The organism is Paenibacillus sp. PvR098, from assembly GCF_017833255.1.
In the GTDB taxonomy this organism is placed as follows: domain Bacteria; phylum Bacillota; class Bacilli; order Paenibacillales; family NBRC-103111; genus Paenibacillus_G.
Genome location: NZ_JAFIBU010000001.1, coordinates 3,304,069 through 3,322,949, shown reverse-complemented (window position 1 = coordinate 3,322,949; position 18,881 = coordinate 3,304,069). Strand labels below are relative to the sequence as shown.

17 protein-coding genes are annotated in these 18,881 nt (G+C 50.4%); all 17 read right to left on the bottom strand.

All coding sequences use genetic code 11. The annotated features are described in order from the left end of the window. Nucleotides 1–9: 9 nt before the first annotated feature. The gene (locus tag JOE45_RS16550; protein WP_210023614.1) at nucleotides 10–1,716 is read right to left on the bottom strand and encodes a phospho-sugar mutase; all 1,707 of its coding nucleotides are present in this window, start codon (nucleotides 1,714–1,716) and stop codon (nucleotides 10–12) included. A gap of 53 nt (nucleotides 1,717–1,769) precedes the next feature. Continuing rightward, a complete protein-coding gene (fabZ, locus tag JOE45_RS16545; RefSeq protein WP_210023251.1) occupies nucleotides 1,770–2,201 on the bottom strand; it encodes a 3-hydroxyacyl-ACP dehydratase FabZ in 432 nt (143 codons plus the stop codon). 154 nt (nucleotides 2,202–2,355) lie between these two features. Next, nucleotides 2,356–2,880 carry a CDP-alcohol phosphatidyltransferase family protein gene (locus tag JOE45_RS16540; protein WP_210023615.1) on the bottom strand — a complete coding sequence of 175 codons (525 nt, stop codon included), beginning with the start codon at nucleotides 2,878–2,880 and terminating at the stop codon, nucleotides 2,356–2,358. A gap of 129 nt (nucleotides 2,881–3,009) precedes the next feature. Then, nucleotides 3,010–3,228: a DNA-directed RNA polymerase subunit beta gene (locus JOE45_RS16535; protein WP_245247046.1), complete on the bottom strand. Its 219-nt coding sequence runs from the start codon at nucleotides 3,226–3,228 to the stop codon at nucleotides 3,010–3,012. Nucleotides 3,229–3,256: 28 nt separating this feature from the next. Beyond that, nucleotides 3,257–4,132 (bottom strand): flagellar hook-basal body protein, encoded by an 876-nt coding sequence (locus JOE45_RS16530; protein WP_210023252.1) that lies wholly within the window; start codon nucleotides 4,130–4,132, stop codon nucleotides 3,257–3,259. 10 nt (nucleotides 4,133–4,142) lie between these two features. Next, nucleotides 4,143–5,042, bottom strand: a complete 900-nt coding sequence (locus tag JOE45_RS16525) for a flagellar hook-basal body protein (protein ID WP_210023253.1) — start codon at nucleotides 5,040–5,042, stop codon at nucleotides 4,143–4,145. 31 nt (nucleotides 5,043–5,073) lie between these two features. Then, nucleotides 5,074–6,072: a rod shape-determining protein gene (gene mreB, locus JOE45_RS16520; protein WP_210023254.1), complete on the bottom strand. Its 999-nt coding sequence runs from the start codon at nucleotides 6,070–6,072 to the stop codon at nucleotides 5,074–5,076. Nucleotides 6,073–6,382: 310 nt separating this feature from the next. Continuing rightward, nucleotides 6,383–6,670, bottom strand: coding sequence for a sporulation transcriptional regulator SpoIIID (gene spoIIID / locus JOE45_RS16515; RefSeq protein WP_036682840.1), 288 nt, complete (start codon nucleotides 6,668–6,670; stop codon nucleotides 6,383–6,385). Nucleotides 6,671–6,875: 205 nt separating this feature from the next. Continuing rightward, nucleotides 6,876–7,607 (bottom strand): M23 family metallopeptidase, encoded by a 732-nt coding sequence (locus tag JOE45_RS16510; RefSeq protein ID WP_210023255.1) that lies wholly within the window; start codon nucleotides 7,605–7,607, stop codon nucleotides 6,876–6,878. Between the two features lie 66 nt (nucleotides 7,608–7,673). Next, nucleotides 7,674–8,732, bottom strand: a complete 1,059-nt coding sequence (gene spoIID / locus JOE45_RS16505; RefSeq protein ID WP_210023256.1) for a stage II sporulation protein D — start codon at nucleotides 8,730–8,732, stop codon at nucleotides 7,674–7,676. Between the two features lie 153 nt (nucleotides 8,733–8,885). Then, nucleotides 8,886–10,211, bottom strand: coding sequence for a UDP-N-acetylglucosamine 1-carboxyvinyltransferase (gene murA, locus JOE45_RS16500; RefSeq protein WP_210023617.1), 1,326 nt, complete (start codon nucleotides 10,209–10,211; stop codon nucleotides 8,886–8,888). 143 nt (nucleotides 10,212–10,354) lie between these two features. Then, nucleotides 10,355–10,606, bottom strand: coding sequence for a DUF1146 family protein (locus JOE45_RS16495; protein WP_210023257.1), 252 nt, complete (start codon nucleotides 10,604–10,606; stop codon nucleotides 10,355–10,357). Between the two features lie 144 nt (nucleotides 10,607–10,750). After that, nucleotides 10,751–13,273, bottom strand: coding sequence for a S8 family serine peptidase (locus tag JOE45_RS16490; protein ID WP_210023258.1), 2,523 nt, complete (start codon nucleotides 13,271–13,273; stop codon nucleotides 10,751–10,753). Between the two features lie 181 nt (nucleotides 13,274–13,454). Next, nucleotides 13,455–14,969, bottom strand: a complete 1,515-nt coding sequence (locus tag JOE45_RS16485) for an NADH-quinone oxidoreductase subunit N (protein WP_210023259.1) — start codon at nucleotides 14,967–14,969, stop codon at nucleotides 13,455–13,457. Between the two features lie 4 nt (nucleotides 14,970–14,973). Further along, entirely contained in the window at nucleotides 14,974–16,602 is a 1,629-nt protein-coding gene (locus JOE45_RS16480) for a complex I subunit 4 family protein (protein WP_210023260.1), read from the bottom strand. Further along, nucleotides 16,592–18,481 carry an NADH-quinone oxidoreductase subunit L gene (nuoL, locus tag JOE45_RS16475; protein WP_210023261.1) on the bottom strand — a complete coding sequence of 630 codons (1,890 nt, stop codon included), beginning with the start codon at nucleotides 18,479–18,481 and terminating at the stop codon, nucleotides 16,592–16,594. Before nuoL ends, JOE45_RS16480 begins: the two co-directional genes overlap by 11 nt. A gap of 81 nt (nucleotides 18,482–18,562) precedes the next feature. After that, on the bottom strand, nucleotides 18,563–18,880 hold the full coding sequence (nuoK, locus tag JOE45_RS16470) for an NADH-quinone oxidoreductase subunit NuoK (protein WP_210024692.1): 318 nt from the start codon (nucleotides 18,878–18,880) through the stop codon (nucleotides 18,563–18,565). Between the last annotated feature and the right edge of the window lies 1 nt (nucleotide 18,881).

Sequence of the window (18,881 nt, the reverse complement as noted above, 5' to 3'; positions counted from 1 at the left end):
CTCCCAAGGTTAGTTATGGTCCACACGGGACATGACGGTTTGAACAAGCATATCGATCGCATCGGAGGCAGCCTGCGCAGAGCTGCCTCGGACGGCGAAGTAAACTTTGATTTTAGGCTCCGTGCCAGACGGCCGAAGGCAGAACCACGAATCGTCCTCCAAAGTATACTTGAGCACGTTCTCTACAGGCAGCCCGTACAAGCCTAGCGAGAAATCCTCCACCTTGGTCACGCGCAGTCTGTTCAGCTCTACAGGCGGCTGTTTCCGCCAATCTTCCATGATGCCTTGAATCTTCTCAACGCCATCCTTGCCTTTGAGCGTGCGCGATTCCAGCTTTTCCATGAAGTAACCATGCCGTTTATACAGTTCTTGAAGCACATCATACAGCGTCTTGCCTTTGCTTTTGTAATAGGCTGCAGCTTCGCATATCAGCATGGAGGCGATGACAGCATCCTTGTCGCGAGCATAGGTACCGGCCAAATAACCGTAGCTTTCTTCGTAGCCAAACAAGAATTTCGCCTCTCCGTTATGTTCAAACTGCGTCATTTTCTCACCGATATATTTAAACCCGGTCAGTGTATTGAGTACCTTGACTCCGTAATGCTGCGCAATGACCGCACCCATCTCGCTCGTGACGATTGTTTTGATGACCACGCCATCCGCATGCAGCTCTCCCCGCTCCTGCAAGCTGCCGAGCAGGTAATCAACCATAATTGCACCCGATTGGTTGCCGCTAAGAACGAAGTATTCTCCGCTCGCGTCCTTAACCACTGCACCCATTCGGTCACAATCCGGGTCCGTACCGATCAGAATGTCGGCGTCAATCTTCTTTCCTTCGGCAATAGCTAGCGTGAAAGCTTCCCGTTCCTCCGGGTTCGGCGATTTTACCGTCGAGAAATTCGCGTCCGGCTTCTCCTGTTCGGCCACCACATGGACTTGTTCAAAGCCAATGGCTCCAAGGGCTGCACGTACGGACAGGTTTCCCGCACCGTGCAGCGGTGTATAGATGATGCGGAAATCATCACTCATTTGGCTTACCAGCTCTGAGTTAAGGCTAACTGCTGTAACGGCTCGAATATACTCTTCGTCCACCACTTCTCCGATCCATTCCAGCAGTCCGGCTCTCTCTGCATCCGCTCGCGAGCTTCTTCGGACATCGGCAAACGACGCTACGCTTCGAACTTCCGCAATCACCTGCTCCGCCTGGTCCGGAACAAGCTGCCCTCCGTCGTTCCCATATACTTTATATCCGTTGTATTCAGGTGGATTATGACTGGCCGTAATGACGACTCCCGCATCGGCGTTCAAATAACGTACGGCAAAAGAGAGCTCCGGTGTAGTACGAAGCGACTCAAATAGATAAGCCTTAATTCCGTTACCTGCTAGTACCTTAGCGGTTTCGAGTGCGAATTCGGGAGATTGATTCCGTGAATCGTAGGCAATGACAGCAGACGGAGCTTCCTTGCCTGATTTCAACAGAAACTGAGCTAGCCCTTGCGTCGCCCGGGCCACCGTATAAGCGTTCATCCGGTTCGTTCCCGCTCCGATAACGCCCCGAAGCCCTCCGGTACCGAATTCCAGGTCGCGGTAAAACCGATCCTCCACTTCCTTCGGGTCACTCGAAATCGAGAGAAGCTCTTCTTTCGTCGCTGCGTCGATAGCCTCGTCGTTTAACCAAAGCTCATATTGCTCCTGCACTCGCGTTTGAGAATTCATCATTCCGTCTCCTCCACCATGGGTTTATGTATTAGTGTGAAATATGATCGGTACTATTCTCTATCCTTCAGAGCAAACATCAATTCTCCTTCGGCCACCACTTTATCCCCGACTTTGGCTGTTGCCTGTCCTTTACCAATGCTTCCTTTCAAGCGGGTAATGACGACTTCCAAGGTCAACGTATCGCCAGGTATCACCTGTCCGCGAAACCGGAAGTTATCAATCCCTGCAAAAAAACCAAGCTTTCCGCGATTGGCTTCCACCATCAGCATCGCTACGGAGCCAACCTGGGCCAATGCCTCCACAATCAGCACTCCCGGCATCACGGGGTAACCTGGAAAGTGTCCCGGGAAAAAGGGTTCGTTCATCGTTACGTTTTTGATACCGGTTGCTCTAACGCCGGCCTCCACTTCCAATATTCGGTCTACCAGCAAGAACGGGTATCGGTGGGGAATGATCTCTTGAATTTGTACGGCATCTAACAAAGCGGATGCTCCCTTCACATGGTATAAGTTCGAATCTTTTAACGCAAAATAACTATGTCCCTTCATGATCTGCAGTAATGAAGGTTGATATAGGGGAGCTTATGTGCAGGATTGCCGCGAACGGCAGGCCTTGACATAAGCTCTTTTTAACAAGTCAATCGGCATTCAGACTTCGTTTGTTCAGTAAATAAAACTGGATGATATACATCAAGGAGGTAATCAAAGAAACGATAATAACAAACCATAAGTACGCATGGGCGTATGGGAGCTGAAAAACGATCATCAGAATGGCCACATAATACAGTACCGTGGTCAGCTTGCCCAGAGCATTGGCAGGAACCGTCTTTTTACCTCGAAAATGGAAGACTACCGAGCCTATGATCATCCCCGCATCTCTCAAAAACATCGCCGCAGCAGCCTGCCATGAGATCATCTGGGAAAATACCAGCGACAAAATGACGGCGATCATCATCGATTTGTCTGCGAGTGGGTCGAGCATACTGCCCAGCGGCGTAACAAGCTTGCTTTTGCGCGCGATATAGCCGTCCAGCACGTCGGTCAGCCCGGCAAGCAGAAGAACAAAGAAGGCTAACTTCATGTTACCAGCCCCAAACACAATCAAGTAAACCGGGATCAGTAAAAACCGGCACAACGTTAGTATATTGGGCAAGTTCCACAACAACTAGTGTTCCCCCTCCAGATTGGTCAGGCCAGCAGCACTGGTCGCTCTACGTTTTCTCTCTATATCCATTCCCATCCATACATTATACCGTTATGAGAAAAAAAATAAAACTCCCTCTTAGGGAGTTTAGGAGTCAAAAAATATTAAATCGAACATGTGGCGCCACGTACTTATATCCAGCACTTCACGGAAGCTCTGCTTACCAATATATACATATCCGATCGTAAGCCCTATAAAAAGCGCTGCCGCGCATGTAAGAGGGATCCAAGTCCACTTGATGATCCGACGAATCATTTTTTTTCGCTTTTTCGATTCTGCCGGCGCCTCTTTTTGGGGTGTGTTCAACTTACCAACCTCACTTTGCGTATTGCCGCTAGCCGCGCAAACTGTTAGCCAGGTTCAACATTTGATCGGACGAACTGACTGCTCGCGAATTCAATTGATACGCTCTCTGTACCGTCATCAGCTCTGTCATTTCATCAGATAAATTGACGTTGGATTGCTCCAGAAAGCCTTGTCGGACCGTTATCGGGTCAACCGCATTATTCGCAGCGGTAACGATTTGCAGTATCTCCTCTTGCTGAGCCGGCGTTACGTTAGCCGGCATGCCGTAAAGATTATCTCCCAACTGCTGAAGCAACTGAGGACGAACGACCCGCACCATTTTGATTTGTCCTGCTTCGATGGGTACCGCCCCTGGTTCGGCATCGTTATAAGCCATGATGGTGCCGTCCGTCCCGATAAGGATTCGATGATTGTTCGGTATGCGTATCGGATTATTATCGGCCCCAACGACATAATGTCCGTCCTTCGTAATTAGGAACATGCCGTCCGGGTCCAGCGGGTCAGCTGAAGGAGAGAGCTCGAATGCACCAGTGCGAGTCCATCTTGTGGACTGCACCGGATTATTCTCTGCATCCAAGACAATAGCGGAAATCTCGAACAAGCCGTTGCCTTCGATTGCCGTATCGAGTGGACTGTCCGTAGCCTTCAGAGAACCCTGCGCCAAGTTCAGCTGCGACTCCACAAGCTTCGCGCCCCATCCTTGATTGTATCCAAGCGGGGTAAGTCGTCCTTCTCTCTGGAAGCCTGTCGGCTGCTGCTGTACGCTGGTGAGCACATCCTGGAAGGACGCTTCACGCCGTTTATAGCCGGTTGTGTTAACGTTGGCGATATTATTGGCGATCAAATCCAGCTTCTGCTGCAGCGCATGCATTGATACCGACGATTTAATCATGGAGTTGTTCATGTGTTACCTCCTACACTCGGCCGACTTCGTTAGCGGCCTTTTCCATGCTTCTATCGTAAAATTGAATCATCTTCTGATTCGCTTCATATGCTCTCAAAGCGGCCATCATATCGACCATGGATTGACCCGTATCCACGTTGGAACGCTCGATGTAGCCTTGGCGCACTTCCACCTGATCTTCCGCATTAATCGGACGAAAGGCTCCTTGCGCCTCGGGATTTAAACGGTACAGGCCATTCCCTTCACGAATCAGCTGATTGGGGTCTTCCACTCGAGTAATCATCAGACTCATCGGCTGTCCGTTTGCACCGAGCAGCGGCTGCCCGTCCGCATTCGTGAACTGTCCAGAGCGCATAATGCGGAAATTTGTAATCGGAGTACCTGTTCCTGGTTCTACAAGGACGATAGGTTGTCCATCCCGCCCCAGCACTTGATGTCCCTCAGAATCGATCATTTGGCCGGTCACATCCAGAGAAAACTTGCCGTTCAATGAATAGCGTTCCTCGCCCGCAGTATTTAATATAGTAAAAAACGCCTGGGGCTGAATCACACGCTGACCGTTCTCGTCCACATATTTCCCAGAGCTGTCAAAGACGGCGCCAGGCACCTGGATATTCGATACTAAAGCAAAGTCAAAGGGATTGTTCGTTTCTTGAAGGTCGCCTTGTGCGTGCAGAGAGACATTCTCCTCTGCCAGAACGCCGGTATTCAGTCGTCCTACGGAAACCGAACCGGGCTCGTCCTTCCCGTTTCGCACCCGTGAGATCAGTATTTCAGGAAACGAACGGTTGATTCCGTTGCCCCCCTTAAAGCCCGGCGTATTGATATTGGCAATGTTATTGGTAACAATATCGTGTTTGCGCTGCTGAGCAATCATGCCGGATGCGGCGGTGTACAAGCCTCTTAACATGGATCCCTTGCCTCCTATACTTTATAAACCATTAAAACTTGCGTTTCGACACTTTATCCAGGTTGTCCAGCATAATGCCGGTGCCTTTGACCACACAATGCATAGGATCTTCAGCAATCAAGACCGGCACCTTGAGCTCGTCCGCCAGCAATTGATCGATTCCGTGCAGCATTGCACCGCCGCCCGTTAAAATGACCCCGCGGTCAATGATATCCGCCGAGAGTTCCGGAGGCGTCCGTTCCAACACGCTCTTGGCCGCCGCAACAATGGAAGACACCGGCTCCCAAAGCGCTTCTTGAATTTCTTGCGAGTTGATCGTGATCGTCTGCGGCAATCCGCTCACCATATCTCTGCCGCGGATATCCATGGTCTCCCGCATTCCGTCGGGATGTACCGTTCCAATGCGAGTCTTGATGTCCTCACTTGTCCGTTCGCCGATTAAAAGCTTATATTTGCTCTTGATATACTTCATGATGGAGGAGTCGAACTTGTCCCCTGCAATTTTAATTGAAGAGGAGGTGACGACGTCACCCATTGACAAAACGGCTACATCCGTCGTCCCTCCGCCGATATCCACCACCATGTTTCCGCTCGGCTGGAAAATATCCATACCGGCTCCAATAGCTGCAGCTTTAGGCTCTTCTTCCAAAAACACTTCACGTGCTCCGCTTCGTTCCGCAGCTTCCCGGATAGCCTTTTGCTCCACGGACGTAATGTTGGTCGGAGCGCAGATCAGGATGCGAGGATGACTGTACCACTTCCTGCCCCCAACTTTAGTGATAAAATATTTCAACATCATTTCCGTAACATCAAAGTCGGCGATCACGCCGTCCCTAAGCGGGCGAATGGCAATGATATTGCCGGGAGTCCTCCCCACCATTCGGCGGGCTTCTTCACCGACAGCCAGTACCCGTTTCGACTCACTTTCGATAGCAACGACGGACGGCTCATCCAGGACTACGCCCCGCCCTTTCACATGAATCAGGACGTTCGCAGTCCCGAGATCTATGCCGATATCCTTGCTTAACATCCAAATAATCCTCCCTAGCCAACCGTCCATCTCATATAAGAAGCGGCACTCCTATAATATACGTTACTTAGGTAAGTTCGCCATGAATTTCAAAATTCCTCTTTTTGTGCCTTGATTTTTCGACAAATACCGCATTACTTCTCGCTGGTTCGGGAGCGGGATCGTACCGTCAGTAGACAAGGGCACCGGATGGGACGAAGCTGGCCGCCATCCGCTGTTTCGTGCCGCTCACGGTACGGCCGGGAAAGCGTCTGCATACCCCTATTGCCTTGGCTGTGATGAATTTCTGGCAGCAGTCGGGTACATCACATCATTTTACGGTGACCAGCTTCTCTTGCGCCTTCGGGCTGCGGGTTTTGCGGTACTTAATCTTGGTCGCTTCTCCACCACGCAGGTGACGAATTGATTTGTGGTATTCCAATATATGCTTCACCTGATTGGCCAGCTCCGGATTGATTTCCGGCAAGCGCTCCGTTAAGTCCTTGTGCACCGTACTCTTGGAAACGCCAAACTCTTTTGCAATGGTGCGAACCGTATGCTTGGTTTCCACCAGGCAGCGGCCGATCTTAATGGTTCGCTCTTTGATGTAATCGTGCACTCCCCTCGCCTCCCTACTCGAGTTAGTTTGGTACATTATATGAGGGGTGTGCACTTATATTCTTTGTTTCACAAGCCTGACAAGCCCGCATGGCACATTTATTTTCAAGGACAAGCTCTTTTTTTCAAACGGACAAACACTAGGGAATCGCAAAAAAGACAGGAGAGATGGATTTCCCTCCTGCCTAACGCGCGTGCGCGAACTCTTACTGTTCCGGAATATAGCTCTCCGGATTAACCGCTGGACCGCCTTGGCCTTGACGCAGTTCGAAATGAAGGTGCACGCCCTGCTCTTTCTCAAGTTCGTTGCGTCCCGCTTTAGCGATTACATCGCCCTTCTTCACCTCGGCGTCTTTGGCTACATTCACTTCAGCCAAGCTTTGATAGACCGAAACAAGACCGGTGCTATGCGTAATCTCAACCAGGTGGCCTACAATCGGATCCTTCTGCAAAGCGGTAACCTTGCCGCTCATCACAGCCATGACATCAAACGTTTGGTTGTCCGGTCTTGCGAAGTCCATTCCAATGTGCGGCGTGAACGTATCGCCGTACTCTACCATGGCCGCTTGTCTAACTTCGTTCGTAGCCTTGTTGTCAAAGAACGGGAGGACGACGTCCAGCTCGTTCTTGTCTTTAAACGGCCATTGCATCGTTTCCTGGTTGGCATTGGTGGCTACGGCGTCCTCACCTGTAACGCTGTCCGTGACGGTACCGGTCTGAGAGGCATCGACGCTGACTTTGTCAGACGTCATGGTCCCTGCTCCCTGGTACACCCACATTACCGTTAAAATGATTGCCGCTGCTGCCATGTACATTGCCGGAAATACCCACTTTTTGGCGAGCAATCTTTTCCAGGATGAAGTTGAGCTGTTTTTCGCTCCTTCGATAGATTTAGGAGCCTCTTCTTGTTTTGGCAAATCTCTTTTTTGTTCACTCATATGTATATCACCTCGCTAACCATTCTTACCAGGTTCACGAGATTTATACGCAGGAAAACCTATTTTTTAGAAAGTTTTGTCTTTCAATAGATTCGATGCTTTCCCAAGCTCTATGCCTGTATAATAATACTTCACAATTTCTTCCGCTTTCCGTGCTTCCTTGGCCATACCGTTGGCTCCCCACTGGCTCATCCCGACACCGTGACCGTAACCGAAAGTGGTAAACTCCCATTTGCCGTTCTTATAGATCCATTGAAATTGGCTTGAATTCAGTCCAAGCTTCTCTCTAACCTCCCGGCCTGTAAACAGCTTCCCATGGATAGAAAGCTTCTTAATACGGTTTCCAGCGCTGCGTTCGATGACCCTCATAGAGTCCCGTCCACTGGACGAAGCAGGGATCGCCTTGGCAAGTCCCAACTTTTGCTGCAGTTCTCGTCCTGTCAAGGTGACCGTTTCTTTATACTTGGGAGACAGCTGGGCATCCCACGGACTGGCTACGCTTCGCAAATAAGGAATAGCTGTATTCCAATAGTCTTCTGAATTTTCTGTATAGCCGTTGCTGGTAGAGAAAAAGCTCGCTTCTATCGGTTGTCCTTGATACGTTAAAATCATATCCTTCGTTTCGTTCACCGCGCGATTCAGCTTTTCCATATGAGAGATATACACATCCCCACTCCACCGCTGCTTTAGCTCTTGATCCGTCACATAAGCCTGGTGTGCAATGGTATCCGTGACCACAGCCTCCGGGACCGGGACGTTGCTCTGGTCACCGTCCAGAAGCCGCCGCAGGATATAGGTGCGGGCGGCCATGGCCTGAGCTTTGAGGGCTTCGATTTCGAATTCCAAGGGCATTTCGGCGGCAACTACGCCCCGTACATATTGCTCCAGGCTCACAAGCTCCGTTCTCTTCTCCTTCACTAAGTAAACGGGAATCCAGGGAGATTCCCCCTGACGGGAGACGTCGAAGCCCTCATTATCGGCTATGGTATCCGGCACGGGATCGCTGCCTGGCAATGTTCGAACGAGCAGTAGCGGTATGAGCACAACGACCGCTGTGAAGCTGGCCAGCCATATGGCGAGCCAGCGAATCCATGATTTCTGAGTCCGATTGAGCTTGTACTTCATCTTGCCGTTCCTCCATCTTTCTGTCCTCGTCTTCAGAATCTCGCTAGCTGCCGCTGCAGGTAACATTATCTTATGAGTTCAAAAGATAGAATAGAACAAAAGAAAGAGAACCGACTCTCTTCATCTCTGGAAGAGTCGGTTCTCTTATATTCATTAGGCCATGCTTGGTTGTACGGCGAAAAGAGGCATCGATTCCTCCAGGGCTTCCGTTTCCACGATCTCGATCGGAAGCCGCTTGATATCCGCCCCGAGACGGCTCAGCTTCTCGGTGATATGGACATAACCCCGATCAATATGGTGAAGGCCGGTAATTTCCGTATCTCCCTCCGCCGCTAAAGCAGTCAAGATTAACGCGGCTCCTGCGCGGAGATCCGTTGCGCATACCTTCGCACCTTGAAGCCCGATCCCGCCGCTGATGACAGCCGTGCGTCCTTCTACCTTAATCTGCGCATTCATTCGCGCCATTTGTTCTACATGCATAAATCGGTTCTCAAACACCGTTTCGGTCACCAAGCTAGTGCCGTCAGCCGTTAGCAGCAGTGCCATCATCTGAGACTGCATGTCGGTGGGAAAACCAGGGTATGGCAATGTCTTAACGTCTACCGCACGGAGCGGTCGGTCTGTGTACACCCGAATGCCGTTCTCGTCCTCCGTAATTTGCACGCCCATCTCCTGCATTTTTGAAATGACAGGCCGCAGATGGTCTCCGATCGCTCCTTCAATATACAGGTCACTCTTCGTTATCGCTGCGGCAATCATATATGTACCCGCTTCAATCCGGTCTGGAATGACGGTATGCACGGCGCCTTTCAGCTGATCCACCCCATCGATGCGAATGACGCCTGTCCCAGCGCCACGAATCTTCGCGCCCATGGCGTTCAAATAGTTGGCCAAGTCCACAATTTCCGGTTCCTTGGCGGCATTTTCAATCAAAGTCGTGCCGCTGGCAAGCGTTGCCGCCATCATGATATTTTCCGTGGCACCTACGCTTGCTACATCCAAATACACCTTCGCACCCTTGAGCCTGCCGCTCACTCGAGCTTCAATAAAGCCTTGACCCAGCTCGATTTCGGCTCCCATAGCTTCAAAGCCCTTCAGATGCTGATCAATCGGCCTGGTTCCAATCGCGCAGCCCCCGGGAAGCGATATTCGAGCCTGACCCATTCGGGTCAATAAAGGTCCCATGATGAGGAAAGAAGCCCTCATTTTGCGTACCAGCTCGTAGGATGCTTCACATGTGTTAATAAGGCCTGCATTGACGCGAATCGTTTCATTTGAATACTCGACTTCAATACCTAAGCTTTCAAGGACTTTGTTGATGACAAGGACGTCGTCCAAGGGAGGCGCTTCGAGAATCACGCTTTCTCCTTCAGATCCTAATATAGAGGCTGCGATAATCGGCAGAACAGCATTCTTGGCGCCGTGCAACTTGACTCTGCCAGATAGCTTCTTGCCGCCGCGGACGATAATTTTGTTCATCATGATCCCCCTCCGCGTATTTCTCTTTGTTTATTGTCGTTGGTTCCACCAATAAAATAGTATTCGTGGCAAATTTCGAATTTATAGCGGTTGTAATAACCATTGTTGACAAAAATCTCCTCGGTTATTCGAAAATGTGATGATTAGAACATCCCCGAAAACCATGTTGACCACTCCAGGTAGTCGATGACGAAACGGGCTGTCTGATATCCGAGAGCGATGGAGAGCAGGATTTGCAGCAGCTTAGCCTGCGTACTTTTCGGCCGTTTAAGGATACTCTCCAGCTTCAGTTCCTGTAACGACCACCAGGAAACGCCAATGAATACCAGTACCAGTGCAATATTCAGCAAGCCCTTCATGCCCATTGAAGCATTCATTTGATTTAAATAGTCCATGACAGAAAGTGCTCCTCGTTTTGACGAAGCCATTCTGAGCTTGAACCACCGGATGATTCGGGTGCAGGAGGCCTCGTCATGGATTTTTACCCACGTTTTTGCATCGTTAATCGGTCTTTTGTACCAAAAATAAAAATATTATTGTTATTTATTCAATATTTCGTATAAAACCTGGATAAACTCAGCTCGAGTTGCCTGCTGATCCGGTCGGAAACGGCCATCAGCATAACCGCTGATCAGACCTTCCGCTTGCATCTGCTTCAGCACCCCGATCCCCCAATAACGCTCATCTACATCAGTAAATGGCGACAAGCCTCGATACTTCCCGGTCATATTCAAGCTTCGGGCCAGCATGGCGGTCATTTCCATCCGGGTAACCGGTTGGTCAGGCGCAAAGGTTCGGTCCGGATAACCCTCAATCATGCCTGCCTGATACGCTCTTGCGATGTACGAGTAGGCCCAGTGCGTAGTTCGCAAATCCGAGAAAGCAACGTTTCGCTCATTGGTTAAGCTGAAAGCGCGCGACAGCACAGCCGTTGCTTCCGCCCGGGTAATCGCACGATTGGGCTGAAACGTATAATCTCCGTAACCGTCTATGATTTGCTTCGCGGTCAGACCTGTTATTGCATTCCGCGCCCAATGGCTCCGAATATCCACATACCCGCTTGTAAGCGGCTTGGCATTCACTTGAAGCTGATACATCCGATTTGTGAACGTCCGGTTGGATGACAGCCTAAGATAATACGATCCCGGTAAAAATCGTCCTGACAGCTCCTGTGTATCCGTCGAAGCATTATTCATCGAGCCTGCCATCGGCTTCATTGATCCATCATACAACTGCATATATATGGTGACAGGTGAAGGTATGTCACTCAGTCTGATCTGCGCCAAACTTTCTTCCTCTAAGCGGAACTGAAACCAATCGATGTCATCAGGCCTGTCGAGCAAGCCCGAGTAAGGCGTATCCAGAGATACCGTTGTCGCTTGGTAAGAACGATTATTCGGCTCGTTCGGGTCGTTCAGCTTCGCGTCATATTCGATGGAAAGGGTATACTCCCCTACGACCGGGTTGGCGTATTCCTTCACATTTGTAACCCGAATATAATAGCTTCCGGCAAACACCTCGGGTAAATAATACGATTCCGTTCCTCCGTCATCCGCTCCATCGATCGTGATCGATTTCTCTCCCTGCTTTTGTACCAGCAGAACAGGGTCCATACGGGCCGTATCCGTCGATAGCCGGATGCGTAAAGAACCGGAATGGGGGATGGGAAATTCAAACCAATCCACATCATCGTTTTGATGAAACGTCCCTTTAACCGATAAGCTGCGAGAAGGCAGCACATAGGCTTTAAATTGACGGTCATTATCCTCAAACAAATCACGGTAAATATCAAATGATGTCATGAGCTGATAAGGTATTTCATCTGTACGGTTACGATCACTTAACTGCAGCTGATAATAACTACGCCCTTTCGATACTTGGAAAGCTACCGTCTGGCCCCCTTGCACGGATTTGCTGGTCAGCTGTCCAGACACATTCGTATGCTGTACATTCACCGTGACCCTGCTGTCCATATCAAAGGTCAGATTCACGGTTCCGTCGTAAGCAGCATCGATATGGAACCAATCGGAATCTGCTCCACCAGAGAAAGACGCACTCACCTTCTTACTGATGGACAATGCTGCGGATTGATCCTTCCGGTTGTTTGGCTCATACATATCACTCAAATACGGCTCGGTCATTAATCGGTCGACACGAAGCAATCCATAGCCCGTAGCCGGATCCCATCCCTTTGGTCCCAAATCTTGGGCGGTTTGCCGAATCCACTGACGAATCTCATGGGCTTTCATCTGAGGATGCTGCGACCAGAGCAGTGCCGCTGCGCCCGCCACTTGCGGTGCAGCCATGGAGGTGCCGTCTTTCGGTTCATATGTACCCCCGAGTCCCGTCGTAAACACATCCCATGGAGCAACTACGTCCACCTCAGGGCCGGTATTCGATTTCCGATCTACTTCTCCTCCAGGAGAAACTCCGCCGACAGCAAGCACGGTCGGATAAGCAGCCGGATATTTAACCCGATTTCCTTCATTACCCGTAGCGGCCACCAAAAGGACATCCTTCTCTTCGGCATAACGCACAATGTCACTCATATAAGCGGAGTACTTATTCAGCCCGAGCGAAAGCACAACGATTTTGGCTCCGTGATCGACGGCATACCTTATCCCTTCACCGAGCTTCGTCTCGCCGCCCGATCCATCCGCTTCAAGCGCCTTGATCGGCATGATGCGGGCATTCCAAAGCATCCCTGCAATTCCCCGGTCATTGTTACCTACAGCGGCAATAACCCCGGCCACATTCGTGCCGTGTCCATTGTCATCAGCCGGAGGCTGCTTGGGGTTGATCAGATTGATCCCCTGAACGAGATTCGGTTCTAAGTCAGGATGCTTCAGGTCTACTCCAGTATCCACGATCGCTATCGTCAGGCCGCTGTTACCCTTCGCCACTTCCCATGCTTGATTCATCCCGATTTGCTGCAAGTACGTTTGTCTCACATAAAACGGGTCATCCGCCTGGGCAGCATAAGAAGTACCCGCGCAAGCCAGAAAAAATGCGAGGCTGAGGAAAGACAAAAAAGGTATATGTTTATTCGTATCAATTTTCATCGCATTCAAAATCCTTTGCCTTGATTTCGTATGCCTAACTCCATTATATCATTCTAAGCTTTAACCGCATTCCCTGCAACTGGAATTCAAATCCTGACCCCAACGTTCACGAATCAGACATAACCTAAAAAGCTCAGCCCTCCCATGAATGGAGAACTGAGCTTTCGTGAACAAATGGTGATTAGTAAAACATAAACAAATCCTGAGTAAGCGAGAAGACCCGCTCAATATAACCGATCACCCACTGAGGGAACAGACCGATCAGCACGCTGGCCGCTGCGCACAGCCACAAGGTGATGCCGAGTGGCAATGGGACGCGAACGTCCCGAGCTTCATAGTCGGTGCGCATAAACATCTGACGGATGAATCCGAAGTAGAAGTAGTACGCAATGATGCTCGTTCCGATCATGACCGCAGCCAGCCAATAATGCTGTGTCCAGATCGTAGCCAGCAGAATGTACAGCTTTCCGAAGAAGCCTCCGGACACCGGAAGTCCTGCCAGAGACAGTACCAGAAGCACCGTAGCAATCGCCGTACCGGGTGCCCGGTAATACAATCCCGCTAGGCCCTTCAGCGTCTCATCGCCCGTGGACCGCTCGATGATCATCAGCACGGCAAAGATACCGATATTCATAAACAGATACGCGATCAAATAATAGGTAAATTGGGCGAAGTTCGAATATTGCACCATCGAGAACTGAATCGCAATGGGTACCAGTAGATAACCCGAATTAGCAATTCCGGAGTACGCCAACAGTCGTTTCATGTGCGTCTGGCGCAGAGCAACGAAGTTACCGACAACCATCGCCGCCGCTGCCACCACCATTAAGGATGTCATGATATCCTGATGAATCGGCCTGCTCATCAAATCCCCGACCATGTAAATGTTATACATCAGACGGAACAGGATGGCAAAGGCTGCCGCTTTGGAAACGACCGCGAGGAACGCGGTAACCGGTGTAGACGCCCCCTGATATACATCCGGCGCCCACATATGAAACGGAGCCGCCGCCACCTTAAAGCCGAAGCCCGCAAGCAGCAGGAAAAAGCTTAAATAGATGAGAGGGAGCATTCCCTCTGCGTTCTGTCCTAGGGCAGCATTGATCTCACTTACTGTCGTTGATCCGGACATACCGTAAAGAAACGACATCCCGTACAAAATAATGGCCGAAGAGATACCACCGAGCACAAGGTACTTAAATGCTCCTTCGTTAGACTGCAAATTCTTTTTGTTCATGGCAACTAAAATGTAGGAGGTGATGCTAAGCAGCTCCAGCCCGACGAAGAGCGTAATCAGATCGCCGGAAGAGGCCATAATCATCCCGCCGAGCGTTGCCGGTAACAGCAGGTAATAAAATTCCCCGATGTGAGGAATGTTTTCTTCTTTTACCGAGCCGATGCTCATGAAGGTGATGAGCCCCGCGCCCGTAAGCAGTACCAGCTTGATAATATTCGCGAAATCGTCGATCCGGTAACTGAACTGCAGAAGCTGCTTTGGTTCTGCCGGGTTCAGGTAGGAAATGACGAAGACGGCGGAAATGATGATGCTGGCAAGCGACAGCCACCCGAGCCACGTACGGCTCGCTTTCTGCGGAAGAAACAAATCGATAAGCGACAGTACGACAGCCGCGATGACTAGCGTGAGCTCCGGGGCCAGCAGGATCAAATCACTGGCTTGAAGACGTATCTGTTCCACCGGTCTAACCCCCCATCTTCGCTACGCTGTGAATGAATTGATTGAAACCGCTGACCGTTTGATGCAGCGGATCGCTTAATACACTTGGGTAGATACCGAGCACTACAATGAAAGCGACCAGCGTAATCATCGGTATGGCCTCGATCAGCCGCGCATCTCGCATCTCCGGCAGTTCCTTTCGAAGCGGTCCGTAAGTAATGGCCAGTACCCCCCGCAGCACGTATACTGCTGTCAGAATAATACCAAGCGCACCGACAGCCGTCATGATTTTTTGCGTTTCGAACAGCCCCATGAACGCCAGGAACTCGCTGATGAATCCGGACAAGCCCGGCAATCCCAAAGACGCCATCCCGGCTACAAGCAGGATACCAGAAATGAATGGCACGGATTTGGCCAATCCTCCAAGCTCATCCAGCCGGGTGGTACGCGTCCGCTCGTAAATACTTCCTACGATAAGAAACATCAGAGCGGAGATCAAGCCGTGCGAGACAAGCTGAAATACTGCTCCTTGCAGCCCGATCGTATTGAACGCCGCAATCCCGAGCAGTACGATGCCCATGTGGCTTATACTGGAGTAGGCAAGAACCAGCCTGAACTCCCGCTGCACAAAAGCGAGAATCGCCCCGTACAAAATATTAATGACACCCAGAACAGCAAGTACGGAGGCCCACTCCATAGCTTGCTGCGGGAACAGCAGAATGCCGAAACGGATCAAACCGTAAGCGCCCATTTTCAGCAGAATGCCCGAGTGGATCATAACCACCGCAGGAGGTGCTTCCATGTGCACCTTGAGCATCCACGTATGGAATGGGAAAATGGGAAGCTTAATACCGAATGCCACGAGAAGCATAAGGAACAGCGACCATTTCATCGTTTCGCTTAAAAAGAACGGGTTGCCCTCTAAATCGCCTTGATTCACATACGAATCCGGGTTTTGGAACAGATTCTCCATAATGACGTTCAAATTTCCGGAATAATGGATCGATACCCCGTTGTCTTGAACCGTCTGACTGAAGCCGGCCGTGCTGACCAGGATCAAGAAAGCAATCAGCATAATCGCGGACCCGATCCCGTTATAAATCAGGAATTTGTTCGCCGCACGCTCCCGATCCTTGAATCCCCAGATGCCCACAAGGAAGAACATCGGAATCAGCGTCATCTCAAAGAATACGAAGAACAGAAACAGATCTTGAGACATAAAGACGCCCAGCATGCCGGTTTCGAGCAGCAGAAACAAGATAAAATACGACTTCCATCTTTTTTTAATATAAACAGAAGCAAGTGCAGCCATGGTGGCTACCAGCGCCGTTAAGAATACAAGCGGGAGCGAAAGTCCATCCACCGCCATCGTATAGTTGAACTCGAAGAAAAACGAGGTCAGCTGGCTCAGCCCTTGCGTTTCCTTGTTCAAAGGCACTTGAATCCAGGGAAGCTCTTCTTTAAACTGCACACCTTCTAAGCTCGTATTAAATTGAGAGTACAGCCATCCGGACAACAACAGCGGAATGAGCGTAACGACAATCGCTGTTGTCTTGATCCATCCGCCCTGCGTTTTGGGCATGAACATCAGTATCAGCACACCAATGAGCGGCGAAAAAGCAATCAATGATAAGATGGGAAAGTTATCCGGCATCGATGAACCTCCTTCCAGCTATGGCCAGCATGATGATGATAAGCCCGATCAGCGTAACCAAGCCGTAGGTTTGTACCTGCCCATTCTGCATACGGGAACCGAGACGTCCGAGACCGTTCACCGCAAAGCTGGACAACCGAACCGCACCGTCAACCACATAAATGTCGAACAAATGAAGCAGTTGACCAAGTCCTTTCAAAGGACGAACAATGACCGTTTGGTACAGTTCGTCGATGTAGTACTTCCGGTACAAAAGAGAGTACAGCCAAGGAGCCCGCGCCGAAATCGCATCCGCCGGAACGGAGCGTTTCATATAAACGAGATAACCGAGCCCGATTCCAAGAAGTCCAACCACATTCGACATGACGATGACGAATATAGACACATGCTCTTCCGGCCCATGTCCTGTCAGCCAGCTGCCGAGCCATGGATTGAACGGTGTAAACACAAAACCCGCTACTACAGCAAGCACCGCTAATACCACCAACGGGATCGTCATGGATGCAGGCGATTCATGCACACCGTGCTGCTCCTGACGAGGCTTGCCCATGAATACCAAAAAGAATAACCGCGACATATAAAATGCAGTGAAAAATGCCGCAATCAACCCCACGGTGAGCAGACCGTAATGCCCGGTAAAGTAAGCTTCGGTGAGTATGGCATCCTTCGACCAAAAACCGGAGAGCGGAGCGATTCCGCTTAAGGCCAAAGCGCCGATGGCGAATGTCCATGCGGTGACTTTCATGCTGCGGCCGACGCCGCCCATTTCATGAATATTTTGCGTATGAACCGCATGGATGACGCTGCCGGCTCCAAGGAACAACAGAGCCTTAAAGAACGCATGAGTAAACAAGTGGAAAATCCCTGCCGTATACGCGGCAGCCGTACCGATACCGAGCGCCATCATCATGTAACCCAGCTGACTTACCGTAGAGTAGGCCAGAATGCGCTTGATATCGTTCTGCGTTGTACCAATCGTCGCAGCGAAGATGGCCGTGAATGCACCAACGACCGCAACCACCGTCAACGCCGATGGCGAAGCCGTAAAAATATCGAATGTCCGTGCCACGAGATAAACACCGGCGGCAACCATCGTAGCAGCATGAATCAGAGCACTGATCGGCGTCGGACCTTCCATAGCATCCGGCAGCCACGTGTGCAGCGGAAATTGCCCAGATTTCCCGATCGCGCCGATAAAGATTAGGATCGCGATCCACGTTGCGATATGATCCGGAATTTGCCCGCTTTCAAAAGCGTTGCTGATAGAAGTGAAATCGAGCGCGTTGTTAGGCATGACCCAGAACAACAGCAGAATAGCGATAAACAGCCCCACATCACCAATCCGGGTGACAATGAACGCCTTCTTGGCCGCAGCCCTCGCTTCTGGCTTAAAGTACCAGAAACCGACAAGCAGGAACGAGCATACACCGACGAGCTCCCAGAAGATGAAGAGCTGCACCAAATTCTCAGAAATGACCAGTCCGAGCATCGAGAAAGTAAACAGTGCTATGTATGCGAAAAACACATTAATCCGTTCATCATCATGCATGTAACCTTTGGAATAGATGTTGACGAGCAAGCTTACCAACGTGACGATGACCAGCATCAAAGCATTCAGGTTGGTTACTTCGAATCCCATCGTAAGCGTTACGTCGCCGAGCTTGATCCACTCCAAATTGTTCCACGTGAAATTTTCCACCTGTCCGCTGATGCGCTCCCAGAAAATGAGAACGGATAAAATAAACGATGCAAACCCGGCTAAAATACTAATATAAGCGCCTGCATCCCGTAAAGACCGTCCTGCTGCCGTCAAAATTAAAAACGACAGCAAAGGAAACAACGGGATGAGCCAAGCGTATTGCGAGTAAGCCGATACCATGAGCTTAAGTCCTCCTCTAAGCGTTCGCTTCGACCGCGAGTAAGCCGGTAAGTGCGGCAGGCGGCGCGGCTCAAAGCCATATTATCGCTTCATCGAATCCATCTCGCCGACATCCGTTGTCCCTTTGTTACGATACAACGCAATAAGAATCGCAATACCAACGGCTACTTCCGCCGCGGCAACCGTGATGTTGAACAGAGAGAATATTTGTCCCGTCAAGCCGGGATTCACACCGTACTTTGAAAAAGCGATGAGATTCAAATTGACCGCATTAAGCATCAGCTCTACGGAAAGCAGCACAATCACCGCATTCTTCTTCGACAAAGCGCCATACAGACCGATACAGAATAAAATTGCTGCCAATGTCAAATAAGGCGTTGCCAAACCGCTTGCTCCCATG